Source organism: Bacillus sp. P14.5, from assembly GCF_003316765.1.
Taxonomy (GTDB): Bacteria; Bacillota; Bacilli; order Bacillales; family Bacillaceae_B; genus Rossellomorea.
In genome coordinates this window covers 1-25,616 of record NZ_NIJF01000082.1, presented here as the reverse complement: position 1 = coordinate 25,616, position 25,616 = coordinate 1, and the positions used below count along the sequence as shown (strand labels likewise).

21 protein-coding genes and 2 pseudogenes are annotated in these 25,616 nt (G+C 40.6%); 18 read left to right on the top strand and 5 right to left on the bottom strand.

Features of this window, described 5'->3' with window-relative positions:
* Window positions 1-376: 376 nt before the first annotated feature.
* From B9Z54_RS14300 to B9Z54_RS14235, 14 genes are all read left to right on the top strand, one after another.
* Entirely contained in the window at window positions 377-568 is a 192-nt protein-coding gene (locus tag B9Z54_RS14300; RefSeq protein WP_113929035.1) for a thiazolylpeptide-type bacteriocin, read from the top strand.
* A gap of 41 nt (window positions 569-609) precedes the next feature.
* The gene (locus B9Z54_RS14295) at window positions 610-795 is read left to right on the top strand and encodes a thiazolylpeptide-type bacteriocin (RefSeq protein WP_113929034.1); all 186 of its coding nucleotides are present in this window, start codon (window positions 610-612) and stop codon (window positions 793-795) included.
* Between the two features lie 175 nt (window positions 796-970).
* Window positions 971-1,204: a hypothetical protein gene (locus B9Z54_RS14290; RefSeq protein WP_113929033.1), complete on the top strand. Its 234-nt coding sequence runs from the start codon at window positions 971-973 to the stop codon at window positions 1,202-1,204.
* Window positions 1,205-1,457: 253 nt separating this feature from the next.
* Window positions 1,458-3,485 (top strand): lantibiotic dehydratase, encoded by a 2,028-nt coding sequence (locus B9Z54_RS14285; protein ID WP_113929032.1) that lies wholly within the window; start codon window positions 1,458-1,460, stop codon window positions 3,483-3,485.
* Complete coding sequence (locus B9Z54_RS14280; protein WP_113929031.1) at window positions 3,478-4,575, top strand: hypothetical protein; 1,098 nt, start codon at window positions 3,478-3,480, stop codon at window positions 4,573-4,575. Before B9Z54_RS14285 ends, B9Z54_RS14280 begins: the two co-directional genes overlap by 8 nt.
* Window positions 4,547-5,722 carry a hypothetical protein gene (locus tag B9Z54_RS14275; RefSeq protein WP_162785226.1) on the top strand — a complete coding sequence of 392 codons (1,176 nt, stop codon included), beginning with the start codon at window positions 4,547-4,549 and terminating at the stop codon, window positions 5,720-5,722. The genes B9Z54_RS14280 and B9Z54_RS14275 overlap by 29 nt, the downstream gene beginning before the upstream one ends.
* The gene (locus tag B9Z54_RS14270; protein ID WP_162785225.1) at window positions 5,656-6,081 is read left to right on the top strand and encodes a hypothetical protein; all 426 of its coding nucleotides are present in this window, start codon (window positions 5,656-5,658) and stop codon (window positions 6,079-6,081) included. The genes B9Z54_RS14275 and B9Z54_RS14270 overlap by 67 nt, the downstream gene beginning before the upstream one ends.
* The gene (locus B9Z54_RS14265; RefSeq protein ID WP_113929028.1) at window positions 6,082-7,746 is read left to right on the top strand and encodes a YcaO-like family protein; all 1,665 of its coding nucleotides are present in this window, start codon (window positions 6,082-6,084) and stop codon (window positions 7,744-7,746) included.
* Between the two features lie 437 nt (window positions 7,747-8,183).
* Window positions 8,184-9,035: a hypothetical protein gene (locus B9Z54_RS14260; protein WP_162785224.1), complete on the top strand. Its 852-nt coding sequence runs from the start codon at window positions 8,184-8,186 to the stop codon at window positions 9,033-9,035.
* A gap of 6 nt (window positions 9,036-9,041) precedes the next feature.
* On the top strand, window positions 9,042-9,908 hold the full coding sequence (locus tag B9Z54_RS14255) for a thiopeptide-type bacteriocin biosynthesis protein (protein ID WP_113929026.1): 867 nt from the start codon (window positions 9,042-9,044) through the stop codon (window positions 9,906-9,908).
* A complete protein-coding gene (locus tag B9Z54_RS14250) occupies window positions 9,908-10,675 on the top strand; it encodes a SagB/ThcOx family dehydrogenase (protein ID WP_113929025.1) in 768 nt (255 codons plus the stop codon). Before B9Z54_RS14255 ends, B9Z54_RS14250 begins: the two co-directional genes overlap by 1 nt.
* Before the next feature lie 5 nt (window positions 10,676-10,680).
* On the top strand, window positions 10,681-11,661 hold the full coding sequence (locus B9Z54_RS14245; protein WP_113929024.1) for a hypothetical protein: 981 nt from the start codon (window positions 10,681-10,683) through the stop codon (window positions 11,659-11,661).
* Entirely contained in the window at window positions 11,654-12,394 is a 741-nt protein-coding gene (locus tag B9Z54_RS14240; RefSeq protein ID WP_162785223.1) for an ABC transporter ATP-binding protein, read from the top strand. Before B9Z54_RS14245 ends, B9Z54_RS14240 begins: the two co-directional genes overlap by 8 nt.
* Window positions 12,387-13,121 carry an ABC transporter permease gene (locus B9Z54_RS14235; protein WP_113929022.1) on the top strand — a complete coding sequence of 245 codons (735 nt, stop codon included), beginning with the start codon at window positions 12,387-12,389 and terminating at the stop codon, window positions 13,119-13,121. The genes B9Z54_RS14240 and B9Z54_RS14235 overlap by 8 nt, the downstream gene beginning before the upstream one ends.
* A 562-nt stretch (window positions 13,122-13,683) precedes the next feature.
* Here the strand turns inward: B9Z54_RS14235 and B9Z54_RS14230 are convergent.
* The 5 genes and pseudogenes from B9Z54_RS14230 to B9Z54_RS14210 all read right to left on the bottom strand — a co-directional run bounded on the left by B9Z54_RS14230 (window position 13,684) and on the right by B9Z54_RS14210 (window position 18,550).
* The gene (locus B9Z54_RS14230; RefSeq protein WP_113929021.1) at window positions 13,684-14,334 is read right to left on the bottom strand and encodes an IucA/IucC family C-terminal-domain containing protein; all 651 of its coding nucleotides are present in this window, start codon (window positions 14,332-14,334) and stop codon (window positions 13,684-13,686) included.
* Window positions 14,335-14,369: 35 nt separating this feature from the next.
* Window positions 14,370-15,404 (bottom strand): FecCD family ABC transporter permease, encoded by a 1,035-nt coding sequence (locus B9Z54_RS14225; protein ID WP_113929020.1) that lies wholly within the window; start codon window positions 15,402-15,404, stop codon window positions 14,370-14,372.
* Window positions 15,401-16,356 (bottom strand): annotated as a pseudogene (locus B9Z54_RS14220) (FecCD family ABC transporter permease). The gene B9Z54_RS14225 and the pseudogene B9Z54_RS14220 overlap by 4 nt, the downstream one beginning before the upstream one ends.
* Before the next feature lie 108 nt (window positions 16,357-16,464).
* On the bottom strand, window positions 16,465-17,445 hold the full coding sequence (locus tag B9Z54_RS14215; protein ID WP_113929019.1) for an ABC transporter substrate-binding protein: 981 nt from the start codon (window positions 17,443-17,445) through the stop codon (window positions 16,465-16,467).
* 253 nt (window positions 17,446-17,698) lie between these two features.
* Window positions 17,699-18,550: a TetR/AcrR family transcriptional regulator gene (locus tag B9Z54_RS14210; protein ID WP_113929018.1), complete on the bottom strand. Its 852-nt coding sequence runs from the start codon at window positions 18,548-18,550 to the stop codon at window positions 17,699-17,701.
* 225 nt (window positions 18,551-18,775) lie between these two features.
* On the opposite strand from B9Z54_RS14210, the pseudogene B9Z54_RS14205 reads away from it, so the two are divergent.
* The 4 genes and pseudogenes from B9Z54_RS14205 (at window position 18,776) to B9Z54_RS14190 (ending at window position 24,608) form a co-directional block, all read left to right on the top strand.
* Window positions 18,776-21,864 (top strand): annotated as a pseudogene (locus tag B9Z54_RS14205) (efflux RND transporter permease subunit).
* Between the two features lie 289 nt (window positions 21,865-22,153).
* Window positions 22,154-22,969 (top strand): winged helix-turn-helix domain-containing protein, encoded by an 816-nt coding sequence (locus B9Z54_RS14200; protein WP_113929017.1) that lies wholly within the window; start codon window positions 22,154-22,156, stop codon window positions 22,967-22,969.
* Window positions 22,933-23,295, top strand: coding sequence for a hypothetical protein (locus B9Z54_RS14195; protein ID WP_113929016.1), 363 nt, complete (start codon window positions 22,933-22,935; stop codon window positions 23,293-23,295). Before B9Z54_RS14200 ends, B9Z54_RS14195 begins: the two co-directional genes overlap by 37 nt.
* A gap of 59 nt (window positions 23,296-23,354) precedes the next feature.
* Window positions 23,355-24,608 carry an MFS transporter gene (locus B9Z54_RS14190; RefSeq protein WP_162785222.1) on the top strand — a complete coding sequence of 418 codons (1,254 nt, stop codon included), beginning with the start codon at window positions 23,355-23,357 and terminating at the stop codon, window positions 24,606-24,608.
* The last annotated feature ends 1,008 nt before the right edge of the window (window positions 24,609-25,616 follow it).

Genomic DNA, 25,616 nt, shown 5'->3' with positions numbered 1-25,616 from the left:
TATGCATTTATCATTAAGGAATTCATCCTACTATTTTCACCCATTCTATTATTATCACCAATGTTAAAGTTATGTTATTGGGTATTCTTTTAGGCATATTCCTCCAGGAATATTATCCATAATAAGGAAATAATTGAAATGTTGAGAAACACTAACCAGCCATTACACCGCTTGCATTCTTGAAGCATATCCAAATTTTGTATGTAATATTACTATTTGTAGTAATAACTATTTGTAACTTAATAGTAATCATTCTTTAACCATAAGTTAATATAATTGTAATATTCAAGGGTGAATATTACAAGCTCGGTTAACAGTTGGAAAAATTTATGTGTTATTCTTTTTGTGATTACACAAGAAGGGGGGATTGAGGCTAATGTCTGATATGACTTTGGAAGGTGTCTCTGAATTGCTGGAAGAAATTGAAGCGATTGAAGTGATGGAAGTTTCAGAATCTATGATGTTATCAGAAACTGGCGCAACAAGTGGTTCAAGCTCATCTGGAAGCACATCTTGCTGCGGATCTTGTTCATGTGTCAGCTGCGGCGGATGTACAAGCTGCGGTTAATGGAAAACTGAAAAAAATTATTGAGGGAAAGAGGCCTAATCATGAGTAATGTGTCTTTGGATAATTTACTTGAAGAAATTGAATCAATCGAAGTAATGGAAGTTTCAGAATCCATGCTGTTGTCAGAAACAGGAGCCACAAGCGGATCCAGTTCATCGGGAAGTACATCCTGCTGTGGCTCATGTTCATGTGTTAGCTGCGGCGCTTGCGCAAGCTGCGGCGGTTAATGCCTTGAAAGGTAAAGCTGTTAAGCCCCTACGCTTAATGGCTTTATCTCCTTAATGGCTTTCTTCAACAAGAGAGTCCATACAGCATCCTATTCCGCACTTACCCATTATATGCCCTCTGACCAAAAGTTACAAACGTACTGGATGAAAACGTTAATAGAAAGAGGTGCATTACATGATTTTCCCATGGTACTTGATTAGAAAGAACACCATATCTTACTCTGAATTTAATCCTTTGCGTGATCCCCGGCTGGTTGATGGGATCAGACTTTACCTTGGTAAAGCGCAGGCTTTTGAAAAGACGAGAAATGAAATAGTTTCTGCTCTTGAATCAGAATTCTCCACATCCAAAGACAATAAAATTCTCAATTACAAACGTAAAATATTTAACAATAAAAAATTAATCTAGATGATGCTCCTGCTTCCATCGAATCTGATCTGCAGAGATACATATCTGAATATAACCAGCTTCAAGAACTGCAAAACTCAAATGTAACTCTTTTCAATGATCTTGAAAATAACAATAGAAGGGATATCTGGAATATCTTCAATCAAAAGGACGTACTGACGAACCCTCTCCCTCTTGTTAATTATAAAATGCATAGTAAGTTAAGCAAATTCCAGACGGAAGACCCTGATTTGCATAAAGCGAAAACAAAAAAATGGACAGTACGCTGCTTAGAATACTGACCAGGTCTGCCTTTAAAACTAGTCCTTTCAGCTCTTTCACGAGCATTGAGTTTAAAAAAATCAGCGAAGAAAAAGCAGAAGGACAAACCATCCAATCTGAATATAGTATCGAATTAAACTATTACATACTGCAAAAGATCCTCCAGTTAATCAGTGTTGATCCGGAATTCATGCCGCATCTGAAATACGCTTATTCGGGCAGTTCTTACGAAAATGGCGAAGTCGTGGAGTTTACGGTGAGATATGACATCAATAGAGGGAAAATATTCAATAATATTGAGAATCACTTCCTAGCCAAAAACAACCCAATATTTCAGGCGCTTTCTATATTTAACGGAGTGTTGAGCTATCATGAGGTCCTTGAGGTACTATTAAGATTTACTGATAAACAAAAGGCGCAAACCTTTTTTGTGGACGGTCTGATCAAAAAGGGAATCCTTTATCCTAATATTGAGCTTGATGAATATTCCCCCAATATTTTAAAGAGTTTTTATCAAATTGTAAAAGGTTTTGATTTCGTATCTGCCAAGAAGGATGTCATCATCGAAACCTTGGATAATATAACTATTCTGCTTGAAAAATACAAGATAGCAGGATCTCAAAAACGCTTTGGTCTTTATTCTGAAATTATAGATGAACTAAGCAAGATTGAAAAAGAATTTAATTATACGTTCACAAAGGAAAACATCTTCTACGAGGATTATGTTGTATCTCAATCCGGAGAGGAGTTTGTGCCTGAGGAGGATTTTCAATCCGATGTTCACTACGTTCAAAAACTTGCCGTATTGACCAATATTCCTTTGCAGTTTAAATACGAATTTGCCCACCGATTTCAAGAGAGATACAGTGGCAGCCTGAGGCCGATAGGATCTAAAGAAATCAGGGATTTGTATATGGAAGAAGTTATGAAGTTTACGAATTGGACTAATGTCATTTTACCAGTTGAAGGACTTGTATCGAATGGTGCGCGGGTGTTAGAGGAGATTAAAGGGGAACTGAGGCAAATGTTCCGGCACTTGAAAAGCGAGAGTGGTACTGCTGCCATCCCTAAAGAAACCGTCGATGAGCTATACAGAAAGTTCATTCTCCAGACAGGATTCGATAAGAAACATTTATCCTCTACTTTTTTGTTTCAAAAATGCGGAGATTCGTATATTTTAAATAAATTGTACGCAGGGCATTTAAAGTTGTTCATCCGATATTTTCAATATCTTCCAGAGTTATACGATGATCCAGATTTCAAGCAATATATTTCAGATTCGTTTCCTGAAGACATATATGAGATTCGGGAAGGTTTTGGTTTCAATGCCAACTACCACCGGAAGTTCTTAAAAAACAGACTTTTGATTCCTTACAGTAAGGTCAATGCCGATGATGAAGGAACAAGCTGGAGTAAAGACCTTCTCTATAAATATAACAATCGTACACAGTTGGTAGACATTATTAATCCTGATAATCCGGACATTCCAATGGATATCGATTACATTGGGAGTCTCGTAGACTACATGATGCCGCCGAGTATCAGGATGCTGACCACTTCAATTGCACCACGGTTTGATGCGGGGCTGTTTCTCCTCTGGGAGGAGGATGCCATGGATCAAGGAGCTTTGGTGGAAGATCATACTCCCCGTATGAAACTGGGAAAGGTAGTCCTTTTCAGGGAGAAATGGCTGATCAATTGCAGTGGATTGATTTCAGATTCTGTTAATTCTTCCTATAAGGAGTATATGGAGGTAATTGAAAAGTTTGAACAGCATGGACTGCCCATGGAATTCTTCATCAACAGAATTGTTGACCCGGAATCATATGACTTTGAGAATTCTAATCGTTCAGATATGAAACCTCAATACATTAATCTATATTCCCCAATGATGTTTAGAGAGTTCAAGAAGTTTATCAAGGCGGAGAAGAGGGTTGTAATTGAGGAATTATTTCCTAATGGCAGCGGTGATGCATTCAATACTGAATATCAGCTGGAGGTGAACATGCCAAATGAATAAGCTTGAGGATATAGTTGAATTGAGGCTTTATTTCTTTGGGACGGAACAACAGAAGAAGGCAGTCTTCTTTGAGTTCATCATTCCCTTCTTCGACAAGATGAAAATACCATACTACGCGGAGAGAGATTGGTTTGGAGGTCCTTGCTATAGAATAATCCACGAATACCCTGAAATGGATATAGGTTGGGTGGAGAAGGAATTCGCTGCCTTTTGCGAAGGGATTGCAGGAAGTTTAACAAAGGAAGCGTTAGAACAGAACTTAAAAGCTTACAAAACTAATACCCCGGCGATTGCTCAAATGGAAAGAAGGGAATACCGGGAAGTTAAAGTGGACAACCATTTGTCAGTGGAATCTGACAAGATAGATGCGGAATATGTAAAGAAGCGTTTTAATTCCTTTCAGCATCTAAAAGTCCATATTCAATCTCTCTTTCATATACAGTCCTTTATGAGCGGAAATCTGGAAAGCCTAAAATCCCTCTCTTCAGGAGAAAGAATTAAATACACCGCCAGGTTCTACCGGGATGTGCTCCAATACTCACAATATGAAGAGAAATACTCTGTATTGGTTTATGTGTCTAATATCGAAGGTGTACTAGCGATTGCAGATACTAGAGGGAAGAAAGAGGCATACATTCAAACTTATGAAAAAGTTTATGACTTCTTGAATCCTGAACAGTTTTTTCAGGAGGAGGACTATGAAGATAAGTTTGGCAGACAGTGGAAACAAACGCTCACTGCCATTTACAGTTTGATCACTGATAATTTAGACATTCTTTTGCACCAGCATGATGAAGGATACTTCTCACCGGAGGAACAAAATGCACTTCTTAAACAGAACATCAGTCAAATCGAAAGCGGATTCCACGATGAACTTCTCAACAATAGCATTGATGATCTTTTAAAACACAGGGAACATTCCATCTTTAAGTATCTAATCAACATCATTTATAAGTTCATTCATATGCTGGGCATTCCATTTAACGAAAAGAATGCAGCGTGTTACATCGTTTGCAAGTACATATTGGATAAAAGAGGAACAACCTGGAAACAAATCTTGGATGAACGGGGGGAGAGCTTTGCTCGTTAAAACAAGAACAAACTTCTTTCCGAAATATCTTCGTGAAGAAAGGCTGCTTTTCATCCAAAAGAATGGCCAATCTCTCAAAGTGAAGATGGATAACCAAATGTATTCTATCCTTCTGGATATTTTTGCAGAGTATGAAAATGGAAAGGTTCTGGATTTTAATGACAGGACCTTAGATTATAAGAAGGGTTTGAAATTCGCGGTATCACAGGGATTGATTGACCAGCCGGCACCAAGCGGAAACCTCTCCGATTATATATACCATTATATAGAAAACTCTTACGACCAATACAAGGAGGTTGTGGGGAATATTAGCTCAACTCATGTGAATTTACTTAACTTCCCATCAGATCACACTGGGTTTTTCTATGAAAATGGCTTGGTGAACCCGGGGGCACCTATAGTCCAGAATGTCGTATGGATAGATGAAAACGTCATTCCCGATGTTGTTGAGGGAGATCTCTGCGTTCTTAATGTAAATCAAAACTTTGCGCTTTTTCATTGGCGGGATGAACATGACTTTGAACAGGTGAAAAGCCTTTTGAGAAATAAAACAACCCAAGAAAATGGCTTCATACTGGGGAAAAAGATTTTACCTATGAAAATCCTGATAAAGATGTTGAATGGGGATAAAATGACCAACACCGTCACCTTGCTATATGAAAATGGAAGGGATGAAACGGCTAGCACAAGGAAATTCACCGAAACCTTACAGCATTATGAGCGGACATTTCCTGATCAGTCTGAAGGTGAACCGATTGAATTCATACAAAAATTAGAAAGTAAGCTGCTTCAATGGAATATTCTTCCGGTGTATATTAACCAGCAGGATAAGGATTTGCCGGTCAGTCTGAATGTTTCTCATTATGAAATTAGTTATGGAGACCACTTCAGCTACAGGGTGTTTGATTACGATTATAAGAAGGCTGCAGTCCATGCACTGACCTGTGGGATTCAGGCTTTCTTGGAAAGTGAGGACAAAGGGGATGGCAAATGGGTTTCAGCTGCTGCGAGGGACCTGTTTTTATCAAAGGCCTTTCCGCATTTCATAAAGAAGAAGCCGCCTATTACCAGAAGATCTCCATGCCACGGGAAATCTGTGAAAAAATCAATTATATTCTGGGGATTACAGAGAGGGTTTCAGAGATAAAGGTGGTCACCAATTATATCTTTTCGAGGGACGTCTTTTATTTATATCTTCTAAATGAACAGAACCAAATTCTTTACAAAAGTGATCCCTCCATTCAGCTAAAAGAAGAAATACTGAGAGGGCTGGCAAAAATCACGGGATTTATAATAAACGATATAAAGTTTCCAAAGGAGTATTTAGACCAGCCGCTGGAATCGATGCATTATCCGGGTGCTTTACGAGCACAGGGTGACATTCTTAAAGATCTGGCGGAAGCCTCAAAAGAAATGGAAATTTATGAGCTTCCTTGGATTCATCAGCCTGATTTCGAATCTCAGGGGTTATATGTTGGTAAGTTTTATAAGAATGGTGTGAGTTAAATGAATTTGACAACTGTCCAGCATTCAAGAAAGGAAAGAACCCAATCTGCCAAAGAAGTAGGCGTATTAGAGAAAGCATCACATGTTTTCATTGGCCCTTACATCAAAGATAAGATGAACGGATGCTTTCAATGTTTTTATCATATTTTAGAGAGTAATGACAGTAATTATAAAGAAATAATCGACTTTGGTCCAAGCTTTGCGCATACAAGCCTCACGGAGAGTGTGCTCAGAGAGATGGCACCAGAAACTTTCGTGAATAAGGTTCTGATCATCAATAAGAAAACGTTCGAGTTCGAATGGAAGAACATCAGGAAAAGCCCTTTTTGCAAAACGTGCAGCGGCTACCTGGAGCCTGCAGGCGGGGAAAGTACAGTATTTAAGGATTCTAGTGTATATCGGGTGAAATCAAGTCAGGAAATTTCAAATTTGATAGAAGCATACCAAGATGAAATCATCGATTGGGATACAGGTATTGGAAAAACCATTTTCCGGGATGCGGAGTCCAATATTATACCGATGTATGCCATTGAAGCGAATATCGGCAATAGAAAATATTATTCATACGGCAGAACAGTCAATTTGACTAGGTCCCGCAATGCAGCCATTTTAGAACTTCTGGAAAGATATTCATCCATGCTGCCTCGTTTCAAGGAGACTATTTATGATTCATATGCAAATCTGATTCTTAAAGGAAGACATGTTCTTCATCCTTCAAAGTATATTCTCCGCCATAATCAAGTGTTCAAAGAGGATGCGGGTATGTATTGGAGTGTATGTATAGAACAGGGATCGGGAAAGAAGGTTCTCGTTCCGGAGCAGATGATGTACTTTGACAACCAGCTTCTTCGAGGAGAGGAGCGATTCCTATATGAAACTTCAAACGGAACCGCCCTTGGCGGGACCCCGGAAGAAGCATTGGTGTATGCAGCGTTAGAGGCTGTTGAGCGGGATTGCTTCCTGGTCCACTGGTATACAAAAAAACTTCCGAAACTGGTGGAACAATCGAGTATTAAAGACCCTAAAGTAAAACGTGTACTCGAAACTCTTTATGGCTTAGGGTACGATATCCATTTATTTGATATATCGCTTGAAACCGAAATTCCTGCGATTTGGATTTTGATCAGAAATCAAAATGAAGATGCCAACATTCATATTTATAATGCGGCTGGCTCCCATTATGAGCCAGAAGCAGCCATATTTGCTGCTTTGGTGGAAGCTGCAACTTCTATCATCGTCTATGAAGAAAAGCTTGGGAAGGAAAAAGAAGGGCTTAAACACCTTATTGCGAATCCCGAGGGTGTAAGGAAAATGGAAGATCACGTTAATTATTACGCCTTCAAAGAAAATGCGGGAGCCTTTGATTACTTGCTCGATAATCTGTCAGATCTTGAGAGGACTACCACTACAGCCATGGAGCCGTCTTTTCCTTTTTCCTTCACGAATATCTTAGGGAAAATACTGAATCATCACCCCGAAATATATTTTTGTAATATGCCAAATGATCTTATTGAAGAGATGGACCTTCATGTTGTAAAAGTGTTCATCCCAACATTGCAGCCTATGACCTTTGGCAAGCAGAATGAAAGAATTAACGCTGATAGGCTGAGCAGGTACGGGAGGGAAAAGAATATATTCGAGAAAGAGCCGCATCCTTTCCCATGATTGATTTGTTCGGGCGTTACACGAGAGATAGATATGAAAGTAATCGAAAGGTGCATTCATTGCAGCATGTACCTCCGGCATCAACTATATTCAATTACAGCGCCCAAGAAAGGAAAGAGGAGGTCCAAGGGCTATCTTCTTTAATCAAAGCGGTTATCCGAAGTGTTTTTTCGTACCAAACATACAGTCAGGGGAATCCTTACTTATTTCGTAAGGCTGTTCCGTCACCAAGAAGTATCCACCCTTTTTTCCCGGTTTATCTGAATAAAGGCCACTGCTACTTATATGATAGCGGAAAGGATGAATTCGCTTATCTGGGATTTTGTCCTTCAAACTCCCGAACTACTGAACTGGTTATATGCTCGGATATGTGGAGAGTCTGTTCAATTTATGGGGAGTTCGGCTTTGCTTTGTGTCTGCTCGAAGCGGGACATATTATGGCGGCATTGAACCTTGCATTTGACATACATGGCGAGAAGGCTGAAGGTGCCCATTTTACTTTTCAAAAATATAACGAAGCCTTTAACGAAGCAAGCATAAAGAATGGTGATGACTGTTATACCTTTTTCTCAATGCTGTTGAAAGAAGATGAATCAAGCTGTAAAGGAGAAAAGCTGCGGAATTCTGTGACAGTTAAGAAGAAATATAATTATTCCAATGAGTTATCCTGGCTTGGAATCGATCTGCTGTTAAAAGAGGCAAAGCCTAAAGAAATAAGGGTTTCCCCAAGAAACTACCCAATGATTGCAGATCTGAACGATAAATGGGGAAAGCGGAACTCGATGAATACTAAATTCGGCTTGTACAGTTCCGGTCACCCATTTCCAAAAGAATCATTCCAGCAATTTCTCCGGTATCTTCGGAAGCTAACCTTGTCCTTACCAGATTATAAACTGAAATTATATGTGGTAATCCAGAGTGTGGAAGGTTTCCTTGAAGGTGGATATAAATATACAGACGGGGAATTAGAGCTGCTGGATGACAAGATACAAATTTCTTCCTTTAGCAAAGGCGGAGAAGATTTCACGAATATCCCTTTCTTATTGGCCATGTCTATTGAAAGCCAGGAAGATGACCTTGAGAGATTCATAGAGAGCCATATACAGGCAGCGGAAATCATCCATGTCCTGTCCGTTTATTTTGCAAGCGGCCATTCATTTTCCAGGCCGTTTAAGAGTTTGAACGACATCTATCTTCAGGAGCTATTCAAAACTGGCATGCAGGAGTATTTTCTGTATGGGTGCCTCTTCGGGCATGCGAATATCCCTGTGGAATATACATTGAGGTGATTATTAATGGAATGGAATTCAAGGCATATTTTCATTCACGATATGACCTATCACGACTTATTTCTGAAAGAGTACTTGATCCCTTTTTTAGATGAAAAGAAGAATGCTGTTGACCGTTCCTTCTTTATTCGGTACTGGCAGGGAGGCCCACATATCCGCTTCCGGTATCAATCAAGTGATCCTGAGTTAGTGGATGTGTCACTAGAGAACACCCTGAAGTTATTTAAAAAAAGATACCAACCGCAATTTAAGCTATCGAAAGAAGCATATTATCAGGAGCACTCATTTGACGGCGGGCGTCCCCCTGAGGAAGAACTGTACTGGATTGAAGATATGTCAATCAAGGAAATTCCGTATAAGCCTGAATACGAGAGGTATGGGGGAAAGGAAATCATGGCATTTTCTGAATCCATTTTCCATCAGACGAGTAAAATGGCGCTGTATAAATTAAGAGAAACAAAAGGTCCCATTTCCTTATCTTCCAAGCTCTTGCTGGCCTGTGATTTCTTTTTAATGATGTTGGACTATTTGACTGAAAAGGAGCAGGAGGAGCTTCTGGTGCAATACGAACTTTTTTGGAGCAGGTTCGATAAAAAAGGCCAAATCAGGCAGGAACAGATACAGAAATTCCGGACATTATTCTGGAAACAGAAGAGTATTTCCAACAGCAGTGTCTTCAATAGATTTGAAAGGGAAATGGAAGAAATAAACAAAAACGTGGCAAGTATCATCGATGCAGGGAAGCGGGACAAGCTTCCATACTTAATATTTTCCTATATCCATATGTACAACAACCGTATCGGTCTTCCTCCTAACCTGGAAAGTTCAGCGGCCAAGATTCTTAAGAAAACAAAGGAAGGGGTGGAGAGCTGATGAAGTGGAACTTTTCGTTTGACCTGCAAGGGACCAAGAGAAAATACGAGGAACTTCACAAGGTTTCAAGGCATGCGCCCAGGATTCAAATGCGGAAAGCACCCAGAAAGGAATACACAGTTAAGAATCTGGATTCGATAGGGAAAAGAATAAAGTTTAAAATGGACCCTGATTTATTTGAAAAATCGTCAGGAAAGTCTTTCGTTCAGGTGTTAAAGCAAAGAAGAACATCATGGATTTTCAAAGGAGAAGATTTAGGAGCAGAAGATTTCAAAGAAATCCTCCTCTACAGCTTTGGCATCAGTGAGCAAGATGAGCGGAAACGGACTTACCCTTCCGGAGGGCAATTCTATTCAATCGAAGTTTATATACTGCCGACCCGGCGTTCTGTGAATAGCGGCCTGTTGGAAGAGAAGGTGTATAAGTTCAATGTAAACAGCAATGAAGTAGTTGAAATGGAAAATATCGACCTCACTTATATCGATGGAATCAGTGCCTCTACTGATGTGGGCTTCTTTTCATTGGAAGATGCTCAGTTTGCAGTCGTACTGGTTGGAAACGATAAGGATTTGGCTGAAAAGTATATGGAGCTTTCCTATCGCATAATGCTGCTGGAGGCAGGTCATATGGCGCAGAATCTATTATTAACCTGTACTTATAAAGGGATCTCCAGCGTACCCCTTGGAGGGTTTCATGAGAATCAAATAAAAAAATTGCTGCATCTTCCAAAAGAAAAAATGGTATTTTACACAATTTTAGGGGGGTGAAAGATATGATGGAAGACCAGGCAATAAGGTTGAGAGAAGACTTTCTTATCTTGCTCAATCCAAGGATTAAGAATGAAGTGATTGTCCTTGATAAAAACGAGGAGAAAATCATCCTGAAGTTTAAGGTGAATGAATCATTTTTACGGTATTCACTGGATTTTGAATCAGTCATTCGGCATTTCACAACAATCCAGGAACTATCCGGAAGATTGGAAGGAAGACTGGTACTGAAATTGCTTTCAAATTATCCGCACCTCTTTGAGACCAGGGATTTCGATGATCAGGATGTAAAGAAAGATTTTATCCAATATGAATTTGACCGCACAATCGATATGCAGACACTTTTTGAAACGTACCGAGATCATCGAGGAGAAAGATGCATCTATATTATCTGGGGAATCAATGAAACCAGTCTTGCGCTGATTCGAGCCCTTGAAAAAGCAGACATGGAGGTTAAAATTATGCCTCCAACCAAAGAAGAGGCTGAAGATTTACAATTTAAGAAGCTGTTAAGCATGAACGGCTCAGGAAATGAAGGTACAGAGGATTTTGTTCAATCATTAATTTCCTCTGAGAACATTGAAGAGTACTTGGAAGAACTCCACAGTGGACATAAAGTTTTCATTCTTGACAACCGCTTGCTTGATCAAGGAATCATTACAGGTGAGGAATATAGTAAGGCTGCAGGGGAAGGTCTGGTTATCCATTATGGATTCTACTCAGACGAATTTCTAATCGGTCCTTTGGTGATTAATGAAGAAAGCTGCGATTACGGAGATTTTAAAAGGAATTTCAAAGGTGTAACTGCATTGCCGGCACTTCCGCAAACATTGGTGACAGCAGGCCTTATCAGCCGCATTCTGTACTACTTGGAGAAAGATACATTGAAATACCTGGCAGAGGACGTCCAGCTGCCAATCAACCAGGTTTTTGCATTCAACAATTACAGCTTCAATTCAACTATTATCAATATTGAGGGTGAATAGAAATGATACTGACAGTAAAGAACCTAAAAAAACCTACGGAACCAAACAAGTCTTAAAGGGAATATCATTTGATGTTACAGAAAGTAAAATTTTGGCCGTGATGGGACCCAATGGAGTAGGTAAAACAACCCTTCTTGAAACCCTTATGACATTGAAGAAATGGGACTCGGGAGAAGTAAGCGTTCTGGGTATGGATCTGAAAAAGTCATCCAACCTTTCTAAAATCCGGTCCAATATCGGTGTGGTTTTCCAAGAAGGAGGAATGTACGCCTATCTGAAGATCAAGGAGATCCTGGATCTGTTTGCCTCCTTCCATAACATCAGCAAAGCGAGGGTGAACGAAGTAATCAAGACTTTCTCCCTGGATTCCCACCTCAATGTAAAGTTCGAAAAGTTATCCGGAGGGTGGAAAAAGAGAACGCTGCTGGCGTGTGCATTTCTCAATTCCCCAAAGCTCCTCTTCCTGGACGAGCCCACGACCGGTCTTGATCCTGAAGCGACAAATGACCTGTGGGAGAGTATCAAAATAGCTAAAGAACAAGGAGCGACTATCATTCTTTCGACGCATTCATTGGAAGAAGTCGATCTTTACGCTGATGAAGTTATGATATTAAATAATGGAAAGATTGTTGAACAAGGAAAGCCTAAGGCGCTTAAAGTAAAACACCAAACTCTTTATTTTAAAGAAGCTTACTTTAATATCATTAAAGAGAGGAAAGTGGCAAATGAATAAATCAATCTTGAAGCTGAGCAGGTATGACTTTTTAGTTTTCTTCAGAGAACCTTTTTTTGCCCTTCCAATTATGATTCTTCCTGGTATATTCTTCTTCGTTTTCATGAAGATATTCAGCGCACAGATAGGCGGGGCTGAGAATTTTGGACCGTACATACCCATTTATGGTCTGCTGATCTCTTTCTTGGTTCTATTTTTTAATATCGGCCTTCAATATGTTACCGAGAAAGAACGAGGAATCCATAAAAGGATGGTGCTGTCATCTATAAGCATCTATCAAATTGTCTTTACCTACATCATTAGGGGTGTGTTTCTATCACTTTTGGGATTTGCCCAAATTCTGGCGATTGGTGTGTTTGTATTCAAGACAAATATTACAGACCATATGTTTATTTTCATTCTTACCTTTATAGCAATTATTGGAGTTACATTGCTCTTCAGTTTATCGACACATAATCTGTTCAAAAACTCAAGGCAAGTACTGCCTTATACAATTATCATGTTCCAATATGTACTGTTCGGGTCTGGACTTATGTTCCCTGTGGAACAGCTTCCAAGCTATTTGAAGGTTTTTGTAGATATTAATCCGTTTTATCACATGAAGGAAATTCTTCTGGGTGTATGGAACTGGACAGGAATTGAGCTGGTTAATGTCCTTTATCTGATATTCATCATCTTCTTATGCATAGGGTTGATTTTTATTAAGTCCCGATCCAAAGACTATTAATGGAGGAGAAGCCTTGGGGAAGAATATTCAGAGATTGATAGTGGATAAAAATTTGAATCAATATACTAAACAGGTCCAGACTAAAGATACCCCAAACATTGTTCAACGCCTTGAAAAGCATTCTAGAGGTAAATATGACTGAGATAAAACCGGGAAGTCTAACTTATTGAGGCTTACCGGTTTTTTCTTATAACCAGTAATCTATATTTTTAATTGAGGTTGGAGCAATTGAAAGAAATGAATTCGTTCTAGGCAAATTACTGCGCGGTTTGGCCTTTTCGGATTTTCCTGAAAGGCTCTTTTCGTAAACGTTGATAAGGACAGATTATTAAAACCGGATTTTTCTGCAAGTTTATGAGGTTCCGGATCTCTGTGGTCAAACCGGATGGCGGGGCGTTCTTGGCATTGATCTGACAAGCCCTAGGTCTTGAATATCTCTTAAGCCCTTATGGATGTGGCTATATCTATGATATAAGAATATATGAAAAGAGGACAAATCCCAGCCTTGTCCTCTTTTCATATAGATGGAACACCGTCCTGCCCCTCTGACTCGAGATGCTTTTCATCGAAGCGGGCAGTTTCCGCAATAGGGCTGCTCCTGTCCTTCTTTTAATTGGTAAAGACGGCAGCAAGTCTCCCGGACAGGAACGATCCCCCAATCTTCAGGTCTCTGCAGATATTTTGAGAAAGGATTTTCGCTGCAGCCTGTCCAATTTGCTTCAGGGTCCGTCATTATATTGAACAGTTCCTGAAGCTGAGAATCGGGAAATTGTGATGCTTTTTTTCGAAAAACAGACTGCAAACGAACAGCGATATTTTCCCACAAAATCTTTTGAGGAATTCTGCAAGTCTTTGAAAACTGTTCAACCATTGGAGTAAGGTGATGAGCAAATACGGTTGTTTTCCAGTCCTCGTTAAGCGTTGGGTGATGATCATCCACCAGCAGTGCAAAGCGATCAAAATGGAATTCCGCATTTTTCAACCAGTTTTTGTCTTGTTTACGAAGCCCGTAGTACTCAAGAGAAGCAGCAGCAACTAAAACGGCATATCGCTTGATTACCAGCGATGCGGCTGTAGATTCCAGTTTTATGCCGCTTACCTTGGCATAGCGGCCGACGATCTCGGCGATAGTTTCAGGGTCTCTCAATTGCTCCGCCGGCACGCCTTCTCTGCCTTCTTTCTTCTCGACTCCGTATTGTTGTAAAACGTCCATGCTCTGTCTCCTTTTAATCCGATTTATGAGTTGAGTTACTGATTTCGATACCGAAACAATAGATAGAGGAAAAATGGTGCTCCGATTGCTGCTGTAAAGACGCCTGCAGGTATATCAAGCGGCAGGAAAAGCGTCCGGGCAGCAAGATCTGCTATTAGCACAAGAAACGCTCCAATAAGAGCTGTAACGACAGCCAGCCCCGGGAATGAACGGTGGACCAAGCGCCTTGCAATATGCGGTGCCATCAGCCCGACAAATTCAATTCCTCCCGCATAGGCTGCCGCAGTCCCTGCGAGCATGACGCTGCACATGAGAAAGATAAACTGCTGAAGCTGTACGCGGATCCCGACACTGACAGAAAAATCCTCTCCGATTTCGGTCAAATTCAATCCTCTTCCAAATATAAGCATTAGGGGAATTGGAATGAGAAGCCACCAAATCATTGAGGTCACATCGCTCCATGAAGCTCCATATATACTCCCCGTCAGCCAGATGTAGGATTTTGTGGTCGTAGCGGTTTCACTCATCACCAGCATAAAAGTAACACATGCCTTCATTATCGCAGACAGCCCGACACCGATAAGCACCAGCGTGATGGGCGTTACTCCTTTGTTCCAGGAAATCAGATAGATTAATAGTGCGGCGAGAAATGCCCCAAGAATTGCAGCAAGCGGCAGAAACTGCATGCTGATCACACCAGCTCCGAAAGAAATAAATGTGACAGCACCAAAAGAGGCACCGCTTGTGATTCCAATTATATCCGGTGAAGCAAGGGGATTTCTTACAAGACTCTGCAAGATCAGGCCAGCTACACCAAGTGCTGCACCTACTAACAATGCAAGCAGTGCCCTCGGGAGGCGCAGGGTTTCCACCACAAACGCATGCTGATCAAATTGGCCCGTGATTTGCTTAAACACTTCTGTAAGGGGAATCCAGCTGCTCCCTGAGGAGAGACTTAATAAGAAGACAGCTCCAACCACTGCTGACCAGATTGCGACTGTGAGAAGCCAGCGCATTGACAATTGAATAGAGATACGGTTATTAAAAAGACGGAATGTCCAGTATTTCATTTTTTCGACACTCCTTTTTTAGCGAGGTATATAAAGAAAGGCCCGCCGATTATTGCTGTCATAACTCCAATTGGTACTTCCTGCGGGGCAATGATGATACGGGCCGCTACATCTGCCGACAATAAAATAGCTGCTCCTAACAGACCGCTATATGGCAGGACCCAGCGATAATCAGTACCCACCAGGCTTTTCGCCATATGAGGGACGATCAGGCCTATAAATCCAATTGAACCCACAACAGCCACAGAACTGCCAGCCAGCACAATAACTAAAAGTCCCAGTGTCAGCTTAAGCAAACCTACTTTCTGTCCGAGTCCCTTCGCCACATCATCACCCGAAGAAAAAATCCCCATTGGACGCGCCATAAAGAAGCTTACTATAAGCGCACTCACCAAAAACGGCAGGACGGACATCAGGAGATCCATATCACGTCCTGCGACTGAGCCTGCAATCCAAAAAAGGACTGTTTGGATGGATTGTTCATCTATAACAAGCATCCCTTGCGTAAATGAAACAAACAAGGCCGTTAGTGCAACACCGGCAAGAAGGACTTTGATGGGGGTGAGGCCATCCCGGCCAAGGCTTCCAAGAAAAACACTGTTCCCCCTGCAACAGCAGCTCCCAGAAAAGCAAACCACATATACCCGGAAAGCGAGGATACTTCAAGCCAGGTAATGGCAAAGACAATAAAGAAAATCGCTCCTGCATTAATCCCTAAAAGATCAGGTGCGGCAAGCGGATTTCTAGTTAATGCCTGCACAAATACACCTGCCAATGCGAGGTTCATACCAATGACAATGGATATGACTGCCCTCGACAGCCGCGAGGTGCCAATAATTAAATGGTTTGTGTTGTCAGGGTCATATTGGATCAGCGCCTCCCAGGTTTCCGAAAGAGGAATGGAGGTCTGTCCCACGGCAAGACTTGATAAAAACAATAGGATTACAGCCATTATTAAACTGATCAGTCCGATAAATTTATATAGGGGAGAATGCAACATATAAACGCCTCTTCTTTCATGATAAAAAGGGGACGCATGATGCTTCCCCTTCAGTCATTCTTATTGCTCAACCTCGAAATACTCATAAATATCATCAAGCATCAGATTTGCTGCCTGTAATCCTCCAGCCATATTCCATGAGACCTCATCAACGGTATAAACATTATCATTTTTTACGGCCTCAAGATTTTGATATAGCGGGTGGGCTGTCCACTCTTCAAAGTTCTTCTGTACGTCGGGAGTCTCCTCCATGAATTGGAAGAATACATCTGCGTTCATTTGCGGAATGGCTTCTTTATCATTCAGCATGACAATTTCTTCATTCTTTCCCTGAAGCTCGATTGGTTCTTTAAACCCAAGCTCCTGGAGAATGGACCCTGCAAATCCTGTCACGTAAATACGTGCATGATCGGGGCGGTAGTTCAGTACCGCAGCACTCATAGGCCAGCTCTCTTCTGAGCCGATTTTCTCTTGAAAATCAGCAACACGGCCATCCCACTCAGCTAAGAGACTCTCAGCTTTTTCTTCTTCCCCGAGCGCTTGACCGATCAGGTTCGTTGTTTCTTTAAAGTCATAGATCGTTTCATTGACAATCGTAGGTGCAATTTGGGTCAGCTGATCGTATATCTCTTCATGACGGATTTTAGAGGCAAAAATGATATCTGGCTTCAAAGCGGAGATTTCTTCCAGATTGGGTTGTGTTTCCTGTCCAAGATAGGTAACTTCCTGCAAATCATCTTTTATGTAATCGTACATCGGCAGTTCCACCCATGATTCAACGACTCCAACTGGTGTAACATCAAAAGCTAATATTGTATCTGTTGCTCCCTGGTAAAGTGAAACTACACGCAAAGGCTTTTCTTCAATCGTCGTTGTGCCCATGGCATGAGTAACTTCAATAGCTTCCGTTTCTTCTGCAGTGTTTGAACTGTCATCAGATTCATTTACCTCTGAACCTGCTTCCTCATTGTTTCCACATGCTGCTAGGACCAGAACAGAGAGCATACATGCAACGATAAATAGTAATAATTTCTTATTCATGACTCCAATCTCCTTTTAGTGATAATGATTTTCATTCGCAACATGATTATATTATACTAGCATTTACAAAGCAACTACTAATTGAGAATTATTTTCAACTATTTTGCTTATCTAATGAGAGTGTGTATTAGCATAATTAGTAATATGTATAGGAAAAGGGGCTTTAATCATCGATAAAGATGACTAAAGCCCCTTTTAAAAAGTTTTTGGCTAATCGATTCTTATATGAAATAAGGTCCACCTGTCACAAAAATCATTTCTCCAAAAAATGTTGAGAAATAAATTCGCGGTAAGAATTCAAGCTTGGATATCCCGAGAAATTAGACAGCATCCCCTGAATGACCGGTCCTCTGGGAGTTTCCTTCCCGAGTTCCTCTTTTAACACTTGAAGGGTAACCGTCAGTTCGTCTGCTCCCAGTTTTTCGATTTCGTCTTCCAGGTCTTTCATGACAGTGGCCAGTTTCGGCTGGTCGGAAAACAAGAAATTGGCTAAAACCGTTTCGGCCTTTTCTTTTGTAAAGAAAGGCTTGTCTTTATGGATGTCCTTGACGATGCTGTCAAGTCTGTTCAGCATGTATTCTGTTAAGCTTCTCAGGTCAAAATCCTGGGTGGAAAACATCAGGACGCTCATATAGGATTTGATGATTCCTTCAAAGATGAGGGTAAGATCCCAGGAGAACGGTTCGATTTCAGGACCGTAAATGTCTATGATGCTTTTTCGATATTCCAGTTGCCTTTCCATCTTTTTTTCAAATATGAGCTGCTTAACAGTCTCATTTCTGGGGATTGCCTGCTCTTTGGCAAGCATGACGAGAAGGTCGCGATGGGTGATGAAATGGGAGTAAATCGCCATTTGTTCTCTTATTAGTCTTTCGCGAGGGTCTTCTATATCTTTTGTTTCATCGCTGACTGCTTTGTTAATCATGTCAAAGTGATATTGTAAAATACCTAGTAATAGATCATCTTTTGTTTTGAAGTGTAAGTAAAATGCGCCTTTTGAAATCCCGCTTTCTGTGGCGATTTCCTGGACCGAGGTGGTTGAAAATCCCTTGCTGGCAAAAAGCCTCATTCCCACTTCAATTATCTGCATCTCTTTTTCCTTCATAATATCCCCCCGGAAGGCCAAGTTCGAATTTATAGTATATCCCAAATGTGAAACTTTTGTTAACAGGATCCGTAAATAAACGTGTGAATAGTAATAAAGTCATTGACGTCTGACTGGTCGGTCAGTTATATTTGATTTATTGAAAATAAGGTTATGACTAACCGGTCATTTACATTATATCAAAGGTGTCAACCTTATTCAAAAGGGAAGAGGAAGGTGCTTTTATTGAAAAGTTTAGTGAATTTTGTCCTGAGAAATAAACTTGCTGTATGGTTATTGACGATTATCATTACAGTTTCTGGTTTATATTCCGGCACACAGATGAAAATGGAAAGTATACCGGATGTATCGATTCCGTACTTAATTGTTATGGATGTGTATCCAGGTGCCACAGCTGAGCAGGTCATGGATGATATATCCATGCCTATGGAGCAGTCGATTGAAGGTCTAGAAGATGTTAAGGCTGTTTATTCGAATTCTTCAGCTAACGTGTCACAGGTTCAGATCGAATATGAATATGGCGTCGATATGGACGAGAAGAAACGTGAACTGGAATCAGCCATAGATAATATTTCATTGCCGGAAGGTGCGGAGGAGCCATCAATCATGGCACTCAGTATGAACATGATGCCGGTAGTGGCATTATCCGTCAGCAGTACAGAGGGAGATATTGTTGATCTTTCCACAACTGTTGAAGAATCAATTTTACCGGAAATCGATAAGATCGAAGGAGTAGGATCAACAACGATTACCGGCCAGCATTTGGAAGAAGTAGAGTTTACCTATGACCAAGAGAAGATGGCATCTCTAGGGCTGACCGAAGATACGGTCAAGCAGATGGTCCAGGCGAGCGACATGGCTCTGTCCCTTGGATTGCAGGAATTTGAAGACGGTGAAGAAGCTCTTGCGATTGACGGTGACATTAAAACCATCGATCAATTGAAAGAACTGCAGATCCCTGTTACTCCGTCAGAGGCAAACCAAACCCCATTTGTTACATTAGGGGAAATTGCCGAGATTGAAACAGTCGGCCGCGTACAATCCATTTCCCGTACAAATGGAGAAGAAGCGATTGCTATCCAAGTAACAAAGGGGCAGGAAGCGAATACAGTAGATGTCGTGAATGCTGTTAAAGATGCAGTAGCCCAACAAGAAGAGGATATGGACGGTTTGGTCATTGATGTTACTCTGGACCAGGCAGAACCGATTGAAGACTCTGTTTTCACAATGGTGGAAAAAGCATTGTTTGGCGGCTTGTTCGCAGTCATCATCATTCTGTTATTCCTTCGTGACTTCAAGTCAACAATCATTTCCATTATATCCATCCCAGTTTCAATCTTTATGGCATTCCTGCTGTTGAACTGGCTTGATATCACATTAAACATCATGACATTGGGTGCGATAACGGTGGCGATCGGCCGTGTTATCGATGACTCGATTGTTGTAGTGGAAAATATATATAGACGTATGCACCTGCAGGAAGAGAAGCTGCGCGGGCGTGCCTTGATCCGTGAAGCGACAATCGAAATGTTTAAGCCGATTTTATCTTCAACGCTGGTAACGGTAGCCGTGTTCGCGCCGCTGATGTTTGTCGGCGGGATGGTTGGCGAGCTGTTCAGACCATTCGCCTTGACGATGGCATTTGCTCTTGGCGCCTCACTGCTTGTAGCGATTACCATCGTTCCGGCGCTGTCTCACTTCTTATTCCGCAAGTCATTATACGGAGAGAAAAAGACATCGAAGCATGAAGAGGTTGGAAGACTTGCAAAGTGGTATAGAGGTGTATTGATAAAAGTACTGAACCACAAAATCATCACATCCATCTTAGCGGTTGTTCTGCTGGCGGGTTCACTTGCTTTAACTCCTTTTATAGGTTTCAGCTTTATGGGATCTGAAGAGGAAAAACAATCTATTTGACGTACACACCAGCTGCTGGTGAACTTGAGGATGAAACGTTAGAAAATCTTGAAGAAGTTGAACAGGAACTAATGCAGCGTGAAGATCTGGAAACTGTTCAGTTATCATTCAACAACAGCAATACGGCAGATGCCTCTTCTATGATGATGGGCGGAAGCAACGGAGCGCTCTTGTATCTCTTCTTTGATGAGGATACGGAAAACTTCTCTGACGTCAAAGAGGAAGTTGAAGAGTATGTCTTTAACATCGGCCAATCAGGTGAATGGAAATCACAGGACATGATGGGCGGAGGAGGAATCTCTTCTAATGAAGTCAGCTACACATTGTACAGTGAAGATTTAGAGGATCTAAATACTGCTGTTAACGAAATAGAAGACACCTTGAACGATGTGGAAAACCTGGAAGATGTGTCATCTGATATGGAAAATCCGTATGTGGAGCATGTCTTGAAGGTCGATCACGAGAATGTGATGCAATATGGACTGACGACAGGACAAATCGTTGGCGCACTAACTGCTTCCGGTTCAGAAGAAGTACTGACAACGGTTGAAAATGATGGTGAAGAACTTGACGTCATCGTTCAGCGCGAAGAAAAAACGGACGCAGCATCCATTGATGAACTTCTCGAGACAGAAATTCCTACTGCAACTGGTTCGACTATGCCGCTATCCGAGCTGGTAACGACAGAAGAGGGTACGACCTATAACACTCTTTCCCGCAGTGAAGGTGAATATTACGCAACAGTTTCAGGTACTGTAACGACAGACGACGTATCTGCCGCAACCGCTCAAGCTGAAGAGGGAATTGATGAGCTTGACCTGCCGGATACTGTAGAAATTGGAGTAGCTGGTGTGGCTGCCGATATGGAAGAAACATTCACACAGCTTGGAATTGCCATGCTAGCGGCTGTACTGATTGTGTACTTCATCCTGGTTGTAACATTTGGTGAAGGTTTGGCCCCATTCGCGATCTTATTCTCCTTGCCATTTGCTGTGATCGGTTCCTTCGTGGGACTTTGGATCGCTGGAGAAACCATCTCCGTATCCGTCATGATGGGTCTCCTGATGTTGATCGGGATCGTCGTGACAAATGCGATTGTCCTTGTGGACCGAATCATCCATATGGAACGCGATGGAATGCCGCTGCGTGATGCGATTGTTGAAGCCGGAACAACAAGGCTTCGTCCAATCCTGATGACGGCGATTGCCACAATTGGCGCGATGTCACCAATGGTGCTTGGCGGTGCCGGATCTGCCTTGATTTCCAAAGGGCTTGCCATTACTGTAATCGGCGGTCTGACATCATCGACAATCCTGACATTATTGATTGTGCCGATCGTGTATGAAGTACTTTCTAAAATGTTGAAGAAGAACCGTAAAGAAATTGAAGAGAATTAAGATTAGATAATTAAAACCCTCTCGATCCTTTGTGATTGAGGGGGTTTTTGTTTTGGGTGGGAATTGCCGGTCAAGTTACTTTAAGGAGAATTTATGTTTGGTGCGGTTGAAAGTAATGGTTGTTCCGTTAAAGGGCCATTTAATGGAATAACGGTGTTGCTTGAAATTAGGAAAAAATGGGATAATTGAGATAGTTTAGTTAGATACATTTATTATGCGCATTTTCTTATGACAATTGACGGATTCGGGTCTTGTTTGATGAGCTATTTCATACAAAATAGGTGATATTATGGAAGATATTAAGCTTTTTAAAGATGATTATATTGTGAAGTATCGAGCGGAAGAAATTCAATTTTTAAGAAAGGAATTCCAACTGTTTGAATGCTTATTTAGGAATCCATCTCGAGTCTTTACGAGGGCAGAACTCCTGGAAGTAGTATGGACGCAAGAGGAACCAACTGATAGGACAGTTGATGACCATATTTACCGGGTTAGAAAGAAGTTAAATCCAATATCTCCTATAATTAGTATCGAGACTTTAAGAGGCATAGGTTACCGGCTGAAGATAAGAAAGCAGGAAGATGTCAGTCCATTGAAACAAGATGATGATGTATCTTCTAGTATGAATATGCTATTTAATAAATATCAGTTATATGGTCAGGGTGATGCCTTAAATCTCCTTGAGGAAAATCAATCTGTTCTAGGCTTTGAACTCAATCTGCAAAGCCGTCTATATATCAATTTTATGAAGGGCAATTTCAGATGGATAGCTGAAGCAACTGAAATTTCATTTTGGGATAGATGCTTTTACTTACTTCACATATACTCATACATTGAGCAAGATAAGAAGAAATGCCTGGATTATTTTAAAAGAGCATTGTTGTCCGATAAAGTTCCAGAAGAACATCGATTTGAAATGGAATGGTTAAATCAATTGACACTCCTTGCTTTTACTGGGAAGTGGGAGGAAGCAAAAGACCATTTGAAACAATCTGTAAAAGTAATTCATGAAAAGAAGGTAGATGGATTCATACCAAACCTTTACTTTATAGAGCTGTACTTAATTTTTTGCAAAAAGATAGTGAGTGGGCTAAGAAAAGGTTAAAAGAAATTGAGGTAGAACTCGAAGCTTACCCTTTTTCAAGGGAGCAGGCCAGCTTTATAGTCATTAAGGGGATAGAGTCGCTGTACAATGATGACGAAGCACAAGCAAAGTATTGTTTTGATCGAAGTCTGGAACAGTTTAAAAAAGCTAGGTACATACCCGGATTGTTTATTAGCTTGAATATCATTCTTTTCTTTATATCTGATTTTGAGAAGTATTATGAACTAAACCAAACATATAAAAGTCGATTAAAGCAATATGAATTGGAATACAAGTTGACTGGATTAGAATTTATCATTAGTCGTGAACTTGACGCTTTGCTCTGATACTCCTCTGACATTCATTCATTATTATTTGTTAAAGAATGAATGTGGAGGTATTAAATATGGAGGAAAAGAGTTCGATATGGAGACATCAGGATTTTATCAAGTTTTTTTCAGCCAATGCTCTTTCTAATCTTGGAAACTGGTTTGACTTCATCGCCGTACTTATTTTATTTAGGTATACATGGAACGCTGAACCAATGTTAATTGCTTTGATTCCAGTTATGTACGCCATACCAAGTACATTATTTGGCCAGTTAGCAGGAGTGTTTTCTGACAGAAAGGATAAGTTGAGAATCCTTATCTATTCTGATTGGATCAGGGGTGCCCTAACCATATTACTTGTGTTGGTATCTTCACCATTATTGGCTTTGCTGGTTCTTTTCCTCCGAAATACTGTTGGTGTGGTAGGTCTTCCTGCCCAACAAGGGCTTATGCGCAACATTGTAGATGAAGAGAATATAATGAAAGCTGTAACCATCAATGGCAGCCTGCTACAATTGGTGAAAGTTGTTGGTCCACTAATAGGGGGATCGGTTTCAGGTGTATTCACTCCCGACATTTCAATTATTGTTAACGCTGCCTCCTTCTTCATTTCAGGTATTATTTTTTCAAGAATAACAATAAGAAATAACTCTTTACCTGAAGGAATTCGTGAGGAAACTAATCCGACATTCTTTAGTACCTGGAAAGAAGGTTGGGAACTAGTTTTTAAGAGCAGAATCTTATTGGTAAGTATCCTTTACGGAATGATCATAACCCTAACCATTCAAATGGTTGATGCTCAGTTTGTAACACTATTTAGCAATTTGTTTCCTGAAAAGCCAGAGATGACAGGCTGGGCAATTTCAGCAATTGGATGCGGTGCACTGTTAGTTATTTTAGTACTTACAAAGATAGAGACTATAAATAGATATGGATGGTTTTTCGGAAGTGGTAGTTTGATGATCGGTGTAATGGCAGGTGGATTGGGTTTTTTAAATAATCAAAGCCCTCTTATCATAGCACTATTTTTTGCATTTATAGGTGGTATTGGTACAGGGCTAACACTAACCGCTGTGAATTACATGATACAGAAAGAGCCTCCAAGAGAAGCTATAGGCAGGATATCCGGCATAGTGGATTCTATGTTAAGTATCTTGTTTATTGCCGGGCCGCTCCTTGGTGGCTTACTGATTCAACAACTTGGAGTGATTCTAGTATTTAGGGGTATCGGAGTAGTTCTTTTCTTCACAGGTATGGTGGGTATTATATTTCAGCAAGTTATCTGGAAAAAGAAAGAGTCTTTAGTATGTCAGACGCAAAGAGGCAATTAAAAAGGGAAGTAGATTAAGGTAGGACTAAGTAAATGCTGTTATTCCATAAACGGGCAGCATTGTTGAGTAAGAGACCTGCGGGATAGAAGACACCTTTGACTCAAAAAGCTACACAAAAAAGAAAGCTTCAATAGATTAACCACTTTCTTTTTTGGTTAATTTTTCAAGTATTTCGTGATTTAACTTTATCAGATATTCCTGTTCCTTTTTAATTTGATGTTGGGTGTATATGAGAATTATCAAAAGTGTAAGGCAGGCGGTAGCAAATAAAACCCAAAATAAATCAACAAAGAAATCCAACTGAGAACCTCCAAACGTAAAATTCTATTTTACAAATTAATTTTAATTATAACAAATTATATTAGTTGGTGAACTATTCGAAGAAATGCATTCATCTTATTTAACTGTTATTTAACAAACGGAGGCGTATTCTGAACTAGCAGCCGCCTCCCTTCAACTATGCCAGCAATCGTTAGCATCTTCGGCTAACGGGGCAGGTTAGTTGTGCGAAATGTTTCTACTACAGCTGAGAGTGGTTACACATTACTCAGGTAAAAGGTAGACAATTCCTTATGGAATTGAAGGATTATATCGAAGAATCAAATGAAGAGGTAACGCTTGGAAGGGTTCTCTCTTAGTCGATTAGCACTGGATTTAGTAAGAAAGATAGTGTTAAGAGCTCGGTGAAAAGGCGTAAGAATTTACCGTATCAGCTAAAATGAGCTGACGAAAGCCTACCCGCGGGGGTGGTGTAAATCATGATGCTTGGGTTGATTGAATATGGTGAGAATGCTTAAATGACCTAAAGAAAAGGTTAAGCTGACAAACTTCTGGATGTACGGGTCTATACCTGCGATACATAGAAATGTGTATATCACCAAATTGTGAGGTTAGATATGGGTGAGTAAGATTAATTAATATTAAAATCCATGATACGTTACAGGCGTATGAATGCTAACAGGCTTACAGGAAGCACCTAAGTTCAATCTATAATAGATATAATTCAAC